This is a genomic window from Glaciihabitans arcticus (genome assembly GCF_004310685.1).
Lineage (GTDB): Bacteria > Actinomycetota > Actinomycetes > Actinomycetales > Microbacteriaceae > Conyzicola > Conyzicola arctica.
Window position 1 is genome coordinate 1,854,394 of record NZ_SISG01000001.1, and the last position, 14,517, is coordinate 1,868,910.

The 14,517-nt window shown below is 68.0% G+C and carries 12 protein-coding genes; 3 read left to right on the top strand and 9 right to left on the bottom strand.

What is annotated here, in order from left to right; translation table 11 throughout:
• Position 1: 1 nt before the first annotated feature.
• Positions 2-400 carry an ArsR/SmtB family transcription factor gene (locus EYE40_RS08940; protein ID WP_130981615.1) on the bottom strand — a complete coding sequence of 133 codons (399 nt, stop codon included), beginning with the start codon at positions 398-400 and terminating at the stop codon, positions 2-4.
• A gap of 319 nt (positions 401-719) precedes the next feature.
• Between EYE40_RS08940 and EYE40_RS08945 the strand changes: the two genes are divergently transcribed.
• The gene (locus EYE40_RS08945) at positions 720-2,096 is read left to right on the top strand and encodes an FAD-binding oxidoreductase (RefSeq protein ID WP_240034776.1); all 1,377 of its coding nucleotides are present in this window, start codon (positions 720-722) and stop codon (positions 2,094-2,096) included.
• Between the two features lie 58 nt (positions 2,097-2,154).
• Here EYE40_RS08945 and EYE40_RS08950 read toward each other — a convergent pair whose 3' ends face one another.
• Positions 2,155-2,637 carry a MarR family winged helix-turn-helix transcriptional regulator gene (locus EYE40_RS08950; protein ID WP_130981617.1) on the bottom strand — a complete coding sequence of 161 codons (483 nt, stop codon included), beginning with the start codon at positions 2,635-2,637 and terminating at the stop codon, positions 2,155-2,157.
• A 39-nt stretch (positions 2,638-2,676) separates the two neighbouring features.
• Between EYE40_RS08950 and EYE40_RS08955 the strand changes: the two genes are divergently transcribed.
• Both EYE40_RS08955 and hrpA read left to right on the top strand, forming a co-directional pair.
• Positions 2,677-3,594, top strand: a complete 918-nt coding sequence (locus EYE40_RS08955; RefSeq protein ID WP_130981618.1) for a DMT family transporter — start codon at positions 2,677-2,679, stop codon at positions 3,592-3,594.
• On the top strand, positions 3,551-7,402 hold the full coding sequence (gene hrpA / locus EYE40_RS08960; protein ID WP_193554498.1) for an ATP-dependent RNA helicase HrpA: 3,852 nt from the start codon (positions 3,551-3,553) through the stop codon (positions 7,400-7,402). The genes EYE40_RS08955 and hrpA overlap by 44 nt, the downstream gene beginning before the upstream one ends.
• Position 7,403: 1 nt before the next feature.
• Here the strand turns inward: hrpA and msuE are convergent, their stop codons facing one another.
• From msuE to EYE40_RS08995, 7 genes are read right to left on the bottom strand one after another with little or no spacing between them, the layout of a single operon-like run.
• The gene (gene msuE, locus EYE40_RS08965) at positions 7,404-8,030 is read right to left on the bottom strand and encodes an FMN reductase (RefSeq protein WP_130981619.1); all 627 of its coding nucleotides are present in this window, start codon (positions 8,028-8,030) and stop codon (positions 7,404-7,406) included.
• A gap of 29 nt (positions 8,031-8,059) precedes the next feature.
• Positions 8,060-8,893, bottom strand: coding sequence for an ABC transporter ATP-binding protein (locus tag EYE40_RS08970; protein WP_130981620.1), 834 nt, complete (start codon positions 8,891-8,893; stop codon positions 8,060-8,062).
• Entirely contained in the window at positions 8,886-9,707 is an 822-nt protein-coding gene (locus EYE40_RS08975; protein ID WP_240034777.1) for an ABC transporter ATP-binding protein, read from the bottom strand. Before EYE40_RS08975 ends, EYE40_RS08970 begins: the two co-directional genes overlap by 8 nt.
• Positions 9,700-10,563, bottom strand: a complete 864-nt coding sequence (locus tag EYE40_RS08980) for an ABC transporter permease (protein WP_130982868.1) — start codon at positions 10,561-10,563, stop codon at positions 9,700-9,702. The genes EYE40_RS08975 and EYE40_RS08980 overlap by 8 nt, the downstream gene beginning before the upstream one ends.
• Entirely contained in the window at positions 10,563-11,540 is a 978-nt protein-coding gene (locus tag EYE40_RS08985) for an ABC transporter permease (RefSeq protein ID WP_130981622.1), read from the bottom strand. The genes EYE40_RS08980 and EYE40_RS08985 overlap by 1 nt, the downstream gene beginning before the upstream one ends.
• Positions 11,541-11,562: 22 nt before the next feature.
• The gene (locus tag EYE40_RS08990) at positions 11,563-13,098 is read right to left on the bottom strand and encodes an ABC transporter substrate-binding protein (protein WP_130981623.1); all 1,536 of its coding nucleotides are present in this window, start codon (positions 13,096-13,098) and stop codon (positions 11,563-11,565) included.
• 25 nt (positions 13,099-13,123) lie between these two features.
• A complete protein-coding gene (locus EYE40_RS08995) occupies positions 13,124-14,485 on the bottom strand; it encodes an LLM class flavin-dependent oxidoreductase (RefSeq protein WP_130981624.1) in 1,362 nt (453 codons plus the stop codon).
• Positions 14,486-14,517: the final 32 nt, after the last annotated feature.

The following is a 14,517-nucleotide window of genomic DNA, read 5'->3' on the forward strand; positions in this document are numbered from 1 at the left end:
CCTAGATCACGCCCTGTGTATACATTGCCCCCACTCTAGACGTGTCGCCTGCCGTTCTGCGAGCCTTCTGTATACGCTTGCGCGAGAATGCGGCGAGCGGGTCTGTGCCGTCGACGTCTCCGATGCGCCGCCTCCACACCTTCACGATCGTGCGCACCTCCTTCCTCAGTCTCCGGATCACGTCTTCATCCAGTCGGTACCACCGCTCCGTGTACTCCTGCCGCACGATCACGTACCCGCTGTCGCGCAGCACGGCCAGGTGCCACGACACCGCCGCCTTCGTCACTCGGTGTTCGTGCGAAATGACGTCCACGAGGTTGCCCGACGTGTGCTCGCCCGACGCCAGGATCGTGACAATCCGGTGCCGGATTGGGTGAGCGAGAACCTCGAACACGTTCATCCATCATTTCTAACCGCGCGCGCGGAGAACCGGTCGGCCGACAACAGTTCTGGGGTCGGTCGCGGTCCCCACGCGCTTGTGAAGGAGACGCTGGCGGGAGCGAGGTACTTGCGATTCCCATATCCCAACTCGTCTTTAGGTAAAGGAGAGTTGGGATACGGAAATCGCGGCTGCCGGGCGGGAACCGCGCCGTGATCCGCGGGGGCTGGATGGAGCGAGCGGTCGGTGGGAAAATCAACTGTGCCGCGCGCGAAGCTGGGCGCGAGGTGATGCCGCCCGGGCGGCGGTGTACGGTCGAAAGATGAGCACGGTTCCATCTGTGGCAGTCGCATTGCGCAATATTCTTCGAGTCGACCAGGTCCTCACCGAGGCCGAGGAGCTCGAGCGCTACAGCCACGACGATGCCGAGTGGGCCGAGTACGCGCTCCCGCTGGCGGTGGTGCTGGCAGAGAGCAACGACGACGTCTCGCGCGTGGTCAAGCTCGCCGCGAAGGCCGGCATTCACGTTATCGCTCGCGGCGCCGGAACCGGCCTGTCCGGCGGGGCCAACGCGACCGCGCTCAGCGTCATCCTCTCGCTGGAAAGAATGACCGCCGTCACCGAGATCAACGCGGCCGAGCGATACGTCGTCGCGCAGGCCGGCGTACTCAACAACGACCTGAGGGAGGCCGTCGCCGAGGAAGGGCTCTGGTATCCGCCCGACCCGGCGAGCCATCGCATCTCCACCATCGGCGGCAACGCGGCCACCAACGCCGGCGGACTCTGCTGCGTCAAATACGGCGTCACCCGTGACTACGTGCTCGGCATGACAGTCGTGCTCGCCGACGGCGAGATCGTCAGCCTCGGCCACCGCACCGCCAAAGGCGTCACCGGCTACGACCTCGCCGGGCTCATGGTCGGCTCAGAAGGAACCCTCGGCATCATCACCGAACTCACCCTGCGCCTCCTCCCCCTCGCCGGGCGCGAGCAGCGTGCCGTCATCGGCTACTTCCCCTCACTGCAGACCGCCGGTGACGCCGTCGCCGACGTGAGCCGAGCCGGCATCATCCCGTCAGCGCTCGAACTCATCGACAGCATGTGCCTGAAGGCCGTCGACGAGTGGCAGGGCCTCGGACTGCCGGAGAACGCCGACACCCTCCTGCTCGCCACCGTCGACGAGACCGGGGACACCGGTTCCGCTCTCGCCGACCGCATCGCCGAGATCTTCGCCGCCGCCGGCAGCCTCGACGTGCGCCGCGGCGCCGATGGGTCCGGTGAAGGCAGCGAGATCGACGACCTGTTTCTCGCCCGACGCCTCGCCTATCCGGCGCTCGAACGACTCGGCCCGGTGCTGACCGAAGACGTCTGCGTGCCGCGCGGAGCCGTGCCCGAGATGCTGCGCCGCATCCAGGCCACCGCCGCCGAGCACGACGTCGTCATCGCCAACATCGCGCACGCCGGCGACGGCAACCTGCACCCGCTCATCATCGCCACCGAGGGCGACGACGACGTCAAGGTCAGGGCCAAAGCCGCGTTCGACCAGATCATCCGCGACTGCCTCGACCTCGGCGGCACCGTCAGCGGGGAGCACGGCGTAGGGCTCCTCAAGCTCGATGGAGCGCGCGACGAACTCGGCCCACGCGTGCTCGATCTGCACCGCGCCATCAAGGCGGCCGTCGACCCGAATGGCATCCTCAACCCCGGCAAGGCCTTCTAGAGCGACTCGACGAACGAGACCAGCGCTGCGTTGAACGCCTTCGGCCTGTTTGCGGGCATCAACGCTGTTCGAAGTGTGAGAGCCAGTCGGTGAGAGTCTGCTCGAAGGGCCCGGGCGCTCCGAGCATGTCGACGAGCCGCCTCTCGTTGGCCAGGTGCGCCTCGACCGCGCGGTCGATGAGCTCGACACCCTCGGGCGTGAGCGCGACGACCCGGCCACGGCCATCGGATTCGGACTGGCGACGCGTGACCAGCCCGGCCGACACCAGCCGGTCGATGCGTTTGGTGATCGCGCCGGTCGTGACCATGGTGTGCTGGGCGAGATCGCCGGGTGCGCGCTCGAACGGGGCGCCGGCGCGACGCAGCGCAGAGAGTACGTCGAACTCCCCCTCGCTCAGGCCGAACTCCCGATAGACGGCGACGAGCTCCTCGGTGAGCGCGTTCGCGAGGCGGTGCAGGCGGCCGATGACGCCGATCGGGGCGACGTCGAGGTCGGGGCGCTCGCGGCGCCAGTCGTCCTGGATGCGGGAGACATGGTCCATACCCCCATAATATCTTCCACAGAAGGTATAATACCTTCCATGGAAACTAAATGGCGCTGGATCTTCGTCGCAGCCATCGCCCCCATCGCCTGGGGCAGCACCTACTTCGTGACTCGCCAACTCCTGCCCGCCGATGTACCGCTGTGGGGCGCCGTGATCCGCGCGCTGCCGGCTGGTCTCATCCTGCTGCTGATCGCGCGCAAGCTGCCGCACGGCTCGTGGTGGTGGAAGTCGGTGGTGCTCGGCTTCCTCAACGTCGGCGCGTTCTTCATCCTCGTCTACGTTGCCGCCCAGCTGCTGCCCTCGAGCATCGCCTCGACGCTCATGGCTCTGGCCGCTCTCGTGATGGCCCTGCTCGCCTGGCCGCTGCTCGGCGAGCGCCCGCGACTCGTGTCGATCGCAGGTGCCGTGATCGGCATCGCCGGCGTCTGCATCATGCTGCTGTCGGATGTCACTGCCCTAAGTCCCTGGGGCATCCTCGCGTCGCTCGCGGCCATGATCATGTCGTCGGTCGGGTTCATCCTCGCGAAGAAGTGGGGCGCCGGGGTGGATCCGCTGGCGCTCACGTCCTGGCAGCTCATAGCCGGTGCCGCGCTCGTGCTTCCCGTCGCCGCGCTCGTGGAGGGCGCACCGCCGGCACTCGAGCCGCCCGCCATTCTCGGCTTCCTCTACGTGACCATCGTCGCGACGGCCGTCGCCAACGTGGCGTGGCTCGTCGCCCTGCGCAACCTGCCGGTGGCGAGCGTCGGCATCATCGGCCTGCTGAATCCGGTTACGGGGGTCGCGCTCGGCGTAATCCTCGCCTCGGAGGCTTTTGGCTGGCGGCAACTCATCGGTGTCGCGCTGGTGCTCGGCGGGGTGCTGCTCGCCCAGCGACAGCGCACCAAGCCGCCGCGGCTTAAGATGGAAGGCTATGTCCCAGCCCGAGATCCCGATCGAGATCACCTACCCGCCTGAGCTGCCGGTCAGCCAGCGGCGCGTGGACATCCTGCGCGCCATCGCGGAGAACCAGGTCGTCATCGTCGCCGGCTCCACCGGCTCGGGCAAGACAACGCAGATCCCGAAGATGCTGCTCGAGTCGGGATTCACCAGCATCGGCCACACCCAGCCGCGACGCATCGCAGCGCGCACGGTTGCCGAGCGCATCGCCGAGGAGCTGGGCGAGCAGATCGGCGGCCTCGTCGGCTACCAGGTGCGCTTCACCGACGCGGTCGGCAAGAACACCCGCATCAAGCTCATGACCGATGGAATTCTGCTCAACGAGATCCACCGCGACCGCGAGCTGCGCAAATACGACGCGATCATCATCGACGAGGCGCACGAGCGCAGCCTCACCGTCGACTTCCTGATCGGCTACCTCAAGCAGCTGCTCCCCCGGCGGCCCGAGCTCAAGGTCATCATCACCTCGGCGACCATCGATCCAGGGTCGTTCAGCCGCCACTTCGACGACGCCCCGATCATCGAGGTCTCGGGCCGCACGTTCCCGGTGGAGATCCGGTACCGGCCGCTGGTCCCCGACGCGGTCGAGGCGGACGATGACACCGTCGACGCTCCCACCGCCGCCATCGACCCGCTCGACGGCATCAACGCCGCCCTCGACGAGCTGGCGGCCGAGAGCAACGGCGACGTGCTGGTCTTCCTGAGCGGCGAGAACGATATTCGGGATGCCGAAGAGTCCATCAAGGGCAGGAACCTCCCGGGCACCGAGGTCCTCCCCCTGTACGGGCGGCTCAGCACCGCCGACCAGCACAAGGTCTTCCAGCCCTCCGCGAGCGCGGGCACCCGCCGCCGGATCGTGCTCGCCACCAACGTCGCCGAGACGAGCCTCACGGTTCCCGGCATCAAGTACGTGATCGACGTGGGCACGGCGCGCATCAGCCGGTACAGCGTGCGATCGAAGATCCAGCGGCTGCCGATCGAGGCGATCAGCCAGGCCAGCGCGAACCAGCGCTCCGGGCGTTCCGGTCGTACGAGCGACGGCATTGCGATCCGCCTGTACAGCGAGCAGGACTTCGAGAAACGGCCCGAGTTCACCGAGCCCGAGATCCTGCGCACCAACCTGGCTGCGGTCATCCTGCAGATGATCTCGCTCGGGCTGGGCGACATCGCGCGCTTCCCCTTCCTGCAGCCGCCGGACTCCCGCGGCGTGAAGGACGGCCTCGACCTGCTGAAGGAGCTCGGCGCGGTGGAGCTAGGACAATCGCGCCAGCGATTGCGCGACCCCAGCGCCGAGGGAGCCAGCGACCGAGGGTCGGCGGTGGAGGGCGAGGCGAAGATCACCCGCATCGGCAAGCAGCTCACGCAGCTGCCGATCGACCCGCGGTTCGCCCGCATGATCCTCGAGTCGAAGCAGCACGGCACCACCCGCGAGGTGATGGCCATCGTGTCGGGGCTGAGCATCCAGGATCCACGAGAGCGCCCCCTCGAGAGCCGCCCGCAGGCCGACCAGCAGCACGCCCGCTTCACCGACCAGACGAGCGACTTCCTTACCCTGCTGAACCTCTGGAACTACCTCGAGGAGAAGCAGCGGGAGCTCTCGGGCAACCAGTTCCGCAAGCTGATCAAGAGCGAGTACCTCAACTTCGTGCGGGTGCGCGAGTGGCAGGACGTCTACCGTCAGCTCTCCCGCATGGCCAAACCGCTCGGGTTGCACGTCGGAGAGCCGCACGTGAACCCCGACGGCATCCACCGCTCGATCCTCGCGGGGCTGCTCAGCCAACTGGGCATCAAGGATCTCCAGAAGAAGGACTACGTCGGCGCCCGCCAGGCCCGCTTTGTGATCTTCCCCGGCTCAGCGCTCGCCAAGAAGCAGCCGAACGCGATCATGAGCGCCGAACTCGTCGAGACCAGCCGCCTGTTCGCGCGCACGAACGCATCGATCGACACGGCGTGGGCCGAGTCGATCGCCGGGGATCTCGTCAAACGCAGCTACAGCGAGCCCCGCTGGGAGAAGAAGCAGGGCGCGGTGGTCGCGAACGAGCGGGTGACGCTGTACGGCGTGCCGATCATCCCGAAGCGCACCGTGCAGTTCGCGCGCATCGATCTGCCGTACGCGCGCGACCTGTTCATTCGCAACGCGCTCGTCGACGGCGACTGGGACCTCTCCCGCACCGACCGCCGCCTGACCGCGTTCGATCGTGCCAACCGCGCGCTGCGCACCGAACTCGAGGAACTCGAGGAGCGCACCCGCCGTCGCACCATTCTCTTCGACGACGAGTCCATCTACCGCTTCTACGACGAGCGCATACCCCGGGATGTCGCGAGCCTCACGGCGTTCACCACCTGGTGGCGCACGGCTCGCGCTGACGCGCCCGACTTCCTCACGATCACGCGCGACCTTCTCGTCGAAGAGGAGTCGGTGCCGGTCATCGACGAGCGCGAGTTCCCGAGCGAGTGGCGGCAGGGCGAGCAGCGCCTCGCCGTGACCTACCGCTTCGAACCGGGGGCAGAGGATGACGGAGTGACGGTGCTGATCCCCCTGCCACTACTGGCTTCCGTGCGCTCGACCGGCTTCGACTGGCTGGTCGCGGGGCTGCGGGAGGAACTCGTCGCCGCACTCATCAAGACGCTGCCCAAGCCGATTCGCCGGAACGTTGTGCCCGCGAACGACTGGGCACGCAAGTTCGTGGATGCGATCCCCGCCGACCCCGACGTGGACGAGATGTCGCTCGTCGAGTTTCTCGCCGGCCGTATCCGCTCCGAGACCTACACGCCCGTCGACCCGGAGGACTTCGACATCGACCGGCTGCCCGACCACCTGCGAGCGACCTTCGCGGTCGTCGACGAGCGTGGCGGGATCGTCGCCCGCAGCAAGGATCTCTCGTCGCTGCGCCTCAAGCTCTCCCGCCGCACGCGGGACTCGGTGGCGCGGGTTACTGCGGTGCCCGTGGCGGCTGCACCGCGCAATGCCCTCGAACGACAGGGACTCACCGGCTGGGACTTCGACGCCCTCCCGCGTAGCGTCGAGACCCGCCACAGCGGCGGTGTGGTGCGCGCCTTCCCCGCCCTCGTCGATGCGGGCAAGACCGTGGATATCCGCCTGCTTGCGACCGAAGCCGACCAGCGTCTCGCGCACCGTGCCGGTGTGCGCAGGATGCTCCTGCTCGCCATCCCCGCACCGACCGCCTACATCCAGCAGCACCTGACCTCCGCCGAGAAACTCGCCCTCGCAACGAGCCCGTACCGTTCGAATGCGGAACTCTTCGAGGACTGCATGGTGGCCTGCATCGACGCCGTTGTGGACAAGGCGACGATCTTCACCCGCGCCGACTTCGAGAAGGCACGGGATACGGTGTCAGCCGGGCTCGTCGAGGCGATGTTCCAGGCGGTGAGCCAGGTCGGCACGATTCTCGCGAAGGCCCGCGAAGCCGACAAGGCGATCAGCGGCGCGAGTTCCGTGCAGCTCATGGCGCCCCTCGCCGACGCCCGCGCCCAGTTGGCATCGCTCGTGCACCCCGGCTTCGTCGGCCGAACCGGCCTCGCGCAGTTGCGGCGCCTGCCGATCTACCTGAGCGCCATCACGCACCGCGTGGCGAAGCTGCAGGAGAACCCCGGACGCGACCGCGCCTGGCTCGCCGAGATCGAGGATGCCACGCAGCTCTACCTGACCGCCGGCGGTGACCTGCCCCTGCAGCCGAACGCCGCCGACTTCCTGCGGCAGGCGCGCTGGATGCTCGAGGAGCTGCGCCTGAGCCTCTTCGCCCAGCACCTTCCGACGTCGGCACCGGTGTCGGTGCAGCGTATCCGCAAGGTGCTGCACGCTTAGCTCACGCCAACAACCGCACCGGCGCCCGCGGATCGCGCTCCGGCACAGCTTCGACAAGGCCGGCGAGGGTGCGCGCGATCTCCTCGCGCTCGGCCAGGTTGCTGCGGATCAGCGGCACCGCCTTCGCCACCGCCTTCTCGAGCCGCTCGCGAAGCCGCGGGCTGGAGATGAGGTAGTCGGTGAAGTCGGAGTCGTGCGCGTACACCCCGAGCGGCAACGTGAGCGCGGAGAAGAACGCGAACAGCGGCCGGAACTGGTGATCGATGATGAGGGCGTGCCGCTCGCTTCCGCCGGTGGCGGCGAGCAGCACGGGCGTGTCGACGAGCGCGTACTGGTCGACGAAATCGAAGAGGTGCTTGAACAGTCCCGTGAACGATGCGCGGTAGACGGGGCTCGCGACGACGAGCACATCCGCCGTCTCGATCGCGACGACGGCCCGCTCCACCTCGCTCGTCAGGTCGCGGCGGTGCAGGGTTCCGGCGAAGGCGGGGCCGAGTTCGTCGACTCGGACGATCTCCGATTCAACAGACAGGTGCCGCCCGATCTCGGCGACGATCTGCTCGACGAGTTCGATGGTGCGCGACGGTGCGGTGAGGCTCCCGGCGACGCCGACGATGCGAATGGTCATTTCTTCTTTCCCTGTGCTGTTGTTGAAGATCAGGTGTGGTCGGCGAGTAGCGCCCGCAGTTGTGCACGGGTGCCGCGGTCGGCCGCACCCCCGCCGAGGGTGGGCGCGGAGCCGACGAGCAAGCGCGTGTAAGGGTGCTGCGGGTCGTTGAGCACGCGTTCGGTGCTGCCCGACTCGACGACGTTTCCGCGATACAGCACAACGATGCGGTCGGTGATGGATGCCACGGAGCCGAGGTCGTGCGAGATGAACAGCATCCCGAGCTCGCGTACGGACGGCAGCCCGGCCAGCAGCTCCAGAACCTGGCCACGACTGGCAGCGTCGAGGGCGCTGACCGGCTCATCACAGATCAGCAGGCCGGGCTCGAGCACCATGGCCCGCGCGATGGCGACCCGCTGCCGCTGTCCACCCGAGAGCTCGGCGGGCAGCCGGTCGGCGAAGGACGGGTCGAGGCCGACGAGGTCGAGCGCGTCGAGCATCCGCGCGCTCAGCTGCTCACGGCGGAGTCCGCCGCGAACAGCGAGTCCCTCCCCGACGGACGCAGCGACGGTGAGTTGCGGGTCGAGGCTCTGCAGCGGGTCCTGGAAGACGTACTGGGCGAGTCCCGCCCGGCGGAAGGCGCGTAGGTGCCGACCGGGAATCGATCCGACGTCGGTGCCCCCGAGCGAGACGGTACCGGAGTCGATGCGTGCCAGCCCGAGCACGGTGCGCGCGAGCGTGGTCTTGCCGGATCCGGTCTCGCCGATGAGCCCGACGATCTCGCCAGACGCAACGCTGAGGTCCACGCCGTGCAGGATCTGAGTGCGCGCCCGGCCTCGGCCTAGTGAGACGCGAAGGTTGGAGACCTCTAGGAGCTCAGACATGCAGCAGCTCCCGCGCGGCGAGGTAATTCTCAATGCCGTAGCGCTCGTGATCGGTGACCAGCAGCTGCGTGTACTCGTGCTGCGGGTTGCCGAGCACCTCGGCCGTGCGCCCCGCCTCCACGATCACGCCGTCGCGCATCACCACGACGTTCTCGCAGACCTGCGCCACGACGGCGAGGTCGTGCGACACGAGCACGATGGCCAGGTCGCGGGTGACGGCGAGGTCGGCCAGCACATCGAGCACCTCGGCCTGCACCGTGACATCCAGCGCGGTGGTCGCCTCGTCGGCGATGAGCAGCTGCGGGTCGGCGCAGATGGCAATGGCGATGAGCACGCGCTGCAGCATCCCGCCCGAGAGTTCATGCGGGTACTGGCCGGCGACGCGGTGCGGGTCGCGCAGCCCGAGCGAGGCGAACAGTTCGACGGCGCGGGTGCGCGCCTCCTTCCGCGTGAGCACGGACGACGCGCGGAGAGCCTCGGCGAGCTGCCTGCCGACGGGGATCGAGGGGTTGAGATACGAACCCGGGTCCTGGAACACGGCGGAGATGCGACGCCCGCGCAGCGGCATCCACTGTTCATAGGACAGCGAGCGCAGGTCGACGCCGTCGAATGCGAGGTCGCCGGATGTCACGGCCACCCCCTCGGGGACGATGCCGAGCACCGCGCGGCAGGTGAGGGACTTGCCGCTGCCGGATTCGCCGACGATGCCGAGCGAGCCGCCGCGTTCGACTGAGAAGGAGACGCCGCGCACGAGCTCGGTGCCGTTCGGCAGGGCGATACGCAGGTCAGCAACGGAGAGCAACGGGTCAGACATGGGCGACCTTTCGGATGCGGGCGACGGTGCTGGAAACGACGGTGCGCGAGTCGCGGGAGGAGTCCTGCAGGGCATCGGCGAGCCCATTGAAGGCGCCGACGGTGAGCATGATGAGCGCGGCCGGGATGAACGGCCCGTACGGCCGCTGGTAGAGGTAGCCGAGGTCGGTCGCGAGCATGCCGCCCCAGGTCGGTTCGGGCGGCTGCACCCCGATGCCGAGGAACGTCAGGGCGGAGACGATCACGAGCCCGGCACCCATCATGTTGGCGGTGGTGACGGCGACCGTCGGTGCGACCTTCGACCACAGGTGGGTGCGCAGAACCCAGAGCGGGGATGCGCCGACAAGCCGCGCGGCCTCGACGTACGGCGAGCTCACGACAGCGAGCGCTGCCGCGCGGCTCACCCGGTAGAAGCCGGGCGCCACGAGGATGCCCACCGCAAACATCGCCTGGTGCAGCCCGTTGCCGAGCAGGGCGGTGAGCGCGATCGCGAATACGAGGAACGGCAGCGTGATGAGGCTGTCCATGAGCCGCAGGGTGATCCACTCGAAGGCGCGCCCGAGATACACCGACAGCAGGCCGGGGATGACGCCCAGCAGCAGGCCGAGCGCCACCGCCTCGGCGGCCGAGACCAGCGAGAGCGTCGACCCGGCGAGGAGTCGGCTCAGCACGTCGCGGCCGAGCGGATCGGTACCGAGCCAGTGCTCGGCGGAGGGGCCGGCGAGGATCGCACGGGCGTCGCCCACGAGCGGGTCGAAAGGGGCGAGCAGCGGTCCGAGAACGGCGAGCAGCAGCACGGCCCCGAGGACGGAGACCGAGACCAGCCCGAGCGGCCGACGGATGGCGCGACGGAACATCACGCCGCCCGCTCGGCGCCGGGGCGCAGTCTCGTGAGCAGCCCGTTGACGAGCAGGTTGAAGGCGAGCACCAGCACGATAGCGACGACGAGGGTGCCCTGCACAACGGGCACGTCCCCGCGCAGCGCGGATTCACTCGCGAAGCGGCCGAACCCGGCCATGCCGAAGATGCTCTCAGTCACGACGGCACCTCCGAGCAGGGCGGGCACACGCATCCCGAGCACGGTGAGAGCGGGGCCGGCACCGTTGCGCAGCACGTGCACGAGCAGGATGCGGCGGCGACTGAGTCCCCGCACGATTGCTCCGGTCACATAGTTCTCGGCGTAGGCCGAGGTGAGCCCGGTGCGTAGCTGGCGGGCGAGGTCAGCTACGGTGTCCAGGCTGAGGGCTATCGCGGGCAGGGTGATGAGGGCGAGCCACTTGCCGGGGTCGACGCTCGGCGACACGTAGCCGGCCGAGGGCAGCAGGTGCAGCGTTACGCTGAACACCACAATCAGGGCGATAGCGATGACGAACGGCGGAAGCGTGGAGATAACCGTCGAGAAGACGGTGACGGCCCGGTCGATCCACGAGCCGCGGTGCACGGCGGCGAGGATGCCGAGCGTGAAGCCGAACACGATGCCGATGAGCAGCGCGAGCCCGGCGACCGAGACGCTGATCTCGAGACGCTGGAAGATCTGCGGCGCGACCGGCAGGTCGTTGAACCAGGACACCCCGAGGTCGCCGCGCAGGATGCCACCGAGCCAGGTCAGGTAGCGAACGGCGAGCGGCTGGTCGAGGCCGAACTGGGCGTTGACCCGGGCGACGTCGGCGTCGGTCGCCGAGTCACCGAGCTTGAGACCGGCCGGGCTCAGGCCGCTGACGGCACCGAGCCCGAACGTGATGAACGTGGCGAAGAGGAAGACCGGAACGATGATCGCGGCAGAGCGCAGCAGCCAGCCGAAACCGGCAAGAGCACGTGTCGCGATGATGTTCATGGTCTTCCTCTCCGCTGTCGTTCTACTCGGACCCGACGGTCACGCCTTCCCAGCGCACCTGCGAGAGGAAGTGCGGGAGGGCGGAAACTCTGGGGCTGCGCACGAAGATGCGCGGGCTGGCAACGGTGGAGAAGCTCGAGGCCTGCAGCACGCCGATCTTCACGGCCTCTTGAAGCACCGACTCGTAGTTCGGGTCGTCGAGCGGGGTGTTCCGCACCTCGTCGAGCGCCGCGAGGAACTCCGGCGACGCGGTACGGCTCGGGTTCATCAGACCCTCGGGGCCGTAGACGACCGTGAGGTTCTGCACCGGCGACTCGCGACCGACCGTGCCGTCGAGGGCGAATTGTGCCGTGCGGTTGATGTAGACCTGCTGCTGCCAGGTGGATGAGCCGGGCGCCACGAGGTTGATGGTCGACTTCACGCCCACCTTCTTCAGCTGCTCCTGCACGAGCACCGCGATGTTCTCCGAGTAGGAGGCCGCAGTGATCTCGATCGAGAGTTCGTTCGGCTCGTAGCCCGCGTCCGCGAGCAGCTGCTTCGTCTTCTCGGGGTCATAGGCGAAGAGGTCATCGAGCTCCGGGTTGTAGGCGACGTAGCCCTTCGGGAATGGCTGGTAGGTCACCTCGCCGATGCCGAAGCCCGCGACATCCACTATCTCCTGACGGTCCACGGCGTACTTCAGCGCCTCGACCACCTTCGGGTCGTCGAGCGGGGCGATCGCATTGTGAATATCGACCTGGCTCACCGTGAGGCTGTCGATCACGTCGACCTCGAGGCCCGCAGCCTTCGCCTCCTCGATCTTCGAGGCAGGCAGTGAGGCCACGTCGAGCGCACCACTCTGCACGGCGGCGATCACCGTGGCGGGGTCGGTGCCGGTCGACAGCTCGAGGCGGTCGATCTTCACGTTCTCGGCATTCCAGTAGTCAGGGTTCTTCACGAGCACGGCGTTCGACTCGGGCACAAAGCTCTCAATTGTGAACGGGCCGGCGCCGACGGGTGCGGTCGGGATGGCTGCCGCATCCTTCTCAAACGCCGTCGGGCTCACGATCGCACCGGTCTTGCCAGCCAGCAGGTTCGGGACCTGGTAGTCGGGATGCACCAGCTCGAGTGTCACCTCGAGCTCACTGTCGGCCGTCACGTCGTCGATGGTCGAGAGCTGGTCCTTGAGCAGGGAGTTCTCCTGCGTCTTGCCGCGCAGCAGGCTCGCCTTGACGGCCTCGGCGTCGATCGCCGTGCCATCGCTGAAGGTGAGCCCGTCACGCAGGGTGAAGGTGACCTCGTCGCCGGTCTCGTTGTACTCCCACTTCTCGGCGAGGCCCGGGCCGGCGTTGCCCTTCTCGTCGAGCTGGGTGAGCGAGGCGTAGACGAGGCTGATCGTGTTGATGTCGTTGCCGGTGCTGGAGGTGACCGGGTCCCACGAGGTGGGCAGGCCGAATCCCCACTTGAGCACGGAGGGCACGGTCTCGCCCGCGTCGGCCGGCGCGCTGCACGCCGACAGCACGAGGGCTGCTGCTGCGGCGAGCGCGACGAAGGCTGTGGGCTTGGTGAGGGATGGCATTGCTGTGCTCCTGTTTTTCGGTGGACTAAGCAGAGACGAGCCGGGCGGCTGCATCTCGAACCGCGCTGTTGCGGTTGGCGGGAACGGGGAGGCCGAGGTTGCCGCGCAGGGTATCCGACTCGTACTCCTCGCGGAAGATGCCGCGCTCGCGCAGGATCGGCAGCACCTCGTCGGTGAACCGCGCGAACTGGCTCGGCACCGTGACGTGCACGTTGAAGCCGTCGATCGCTCGGCCGACGAACCAGCGCTCGATCTCGTTGGCGACGGTGAGCGCGGTGCCGGCGAACGGCGAGTGCCGCACGGGGTTGAAGTGCTCGACGGTCTCGCGCAGCGTGAGCCCGTTGGTGCGGGCGGTGAGCTTGATGTTGTCGGCCTGGGTGCGGAAGCTCGTGTCGCCGAGCGAACCCAGCTCGGGGAACGGCGCGTCGAGGTCGTACTGGCTGAAATCGTGCCAGCCGAATGGTCGGCCGAACTCGGCGAGCACCCGGTCGAAGTCCTTCGCCCAGTGGGTGCTGATCTCGATCTCCCGCGCTTCGGCGTCGGTGTCGGTGATGATCGGCAGCAGGCCGGGCAGCACGAGCACCTCGTCGGGGTTGCGTCCCTTGGCGGCGGCGCGCGCCTTGATATCGGAGTAGAAGGCCTGGCCCGCTTCGAGATTGAACGCGAACGTGAAGATGCCCTCGCCGATCTCGGCGCCGAGGTTACGGCCCTCGTTGGAGTCACCGGCCTGGAAGATCACCGGCTGGCCCTGCTTCGAGCGCTCGATGTTGAGCGGGCCGACGACGGAGAAGAACTCCCCCGTGTGGTTCAGCCGGTGCTGGCGCTCCTTGTCGAAGAAGACACCGGCGGCCCTGTCGCGCGGGAAGGCGTCATCCTCATAGGAGTCCCAGAGACCCTGCGCAACACGAACGTGCTCGAGCGCGCGGCCGTAGCGGGTGTCGTAGTCGTAGTGCTCCTCGCGGCTGTAGTTGCCGGCGGTGCCGCCGTCGCCGGTCGCGACGACGTTCCAGCCGGCTCGGCCCCGGCTGATCAGGTCGAGCGAGGCGAACTTGCGGGCGACGTTGAACGGCTCGTTGTACGAGGTGGTCACGGTACCGACGAGACCGATGTGGGTTGTCGAGACGGCGAGCGCGGAGAGCAGGGTGAACGGCTCGAGCCTGTTGAGGTAGTGGTTGGGCGAGTCCGGGGTGATGAACTGGCTGTCGACGATGAAGACCAGGTCGAACTTGGCGGCCTCAGCCTGCCGGGCGCGAGCGATGTACCAGTCGATGTCGACGCTCGCGTCACCGGGGATCTCCGGGTCGAGCCACACATCGTGCTGGCCGGGCCCGCCGACGCCGACGAGAACGGCGCCGAGCTTGAGCTGGCGTGAAGTGGATGACGTCATGGGATCCTCCGTGGTGGTTTGTGCGGTGCCCC

Excerpts from the sequence above, each read along its gene's own strand:
- EYE40_RS08940 (WP_130981615.1), bottom strand. The coding sequence starts at position 400 with ATGAACGTGTTCGAGGTTCTCGCTCACCCAATCCGGCACCGGATTGTC.
- EYE40_RS08950 (WP_130981617.1), bottom strand. The coding sequence starts at position 2,637 with ATGGACCATGTCTCCCGCATCCAGGACGACTGGCGCCGCGAGCGCCCC.
- EYE40_RS08955 (WP_130981618.1), top strand. The coding sequence starts at position 2,677 with ATGGAAACTAAATGGCGCTGGATCTTCGTCGCAGCCATCGCCCCCATC.
- hrpA (WP_193554498.1), top strand. The coding sequence starts at position 3,551 with ATGTCCCAGCCCGAGATCCCGATCGAGATCACCTACCCGCCTGAGCTG.
- msuE (WP_130981619.1), bottom strand. The coding sequence starts at position 8,030 with ATGACCATTCGCATCGTCGGCGTCGCCGGGAGCCTCACCGCACCGTCG.
- EYE40_RS08970 (WP_130981620.1), bottom strand. The coding sequence starts at position 8,893 with ATGTCTGAGCTCCTAGAGGTCTCCAACCTTCGCGTCTCACTAGGCCGA.
- EYE40_RS08975 (WP_240034777.1), bottom strand. The coding sequence starts at position 9,707 with ATGTCTGACCCGTTGCTCTCCGTTGCTGACCTGCGTATCGCCCTGCCG.
- EYE40_RS08980 (WP_130982868.1), bottom strand. The coding sequence starts at position 10,563 with ATGTTCCGTCGCGCCATCCGTCGGCCGCTCGGGCTGGTCTCGGTCTCC.
- EYE40_RS08985 (WP_130981622.1), bottom strand. The coding sequence starts at position 11,540 with ATGAACATCATCGCGACACGTGCTCTTGCCGGTTTCGGCTGGCTGCTG.
- EYE40_RS08990 (WP_130981623.1), bottom strand. The coding sequence starts at position 13,098 with ATGCCATCCCTCACCAAGCCCACAGCCTTCGTCGCGCTCGCCGCAGCA.
- EYE40_RS08995 (WP_130981624.1), bottom strand. The coding sequence starts at position 14,485 with ATGACGTCATCCACTTCACGCCAGCTCAAGCTCGGCGCCGTTCTCGTC.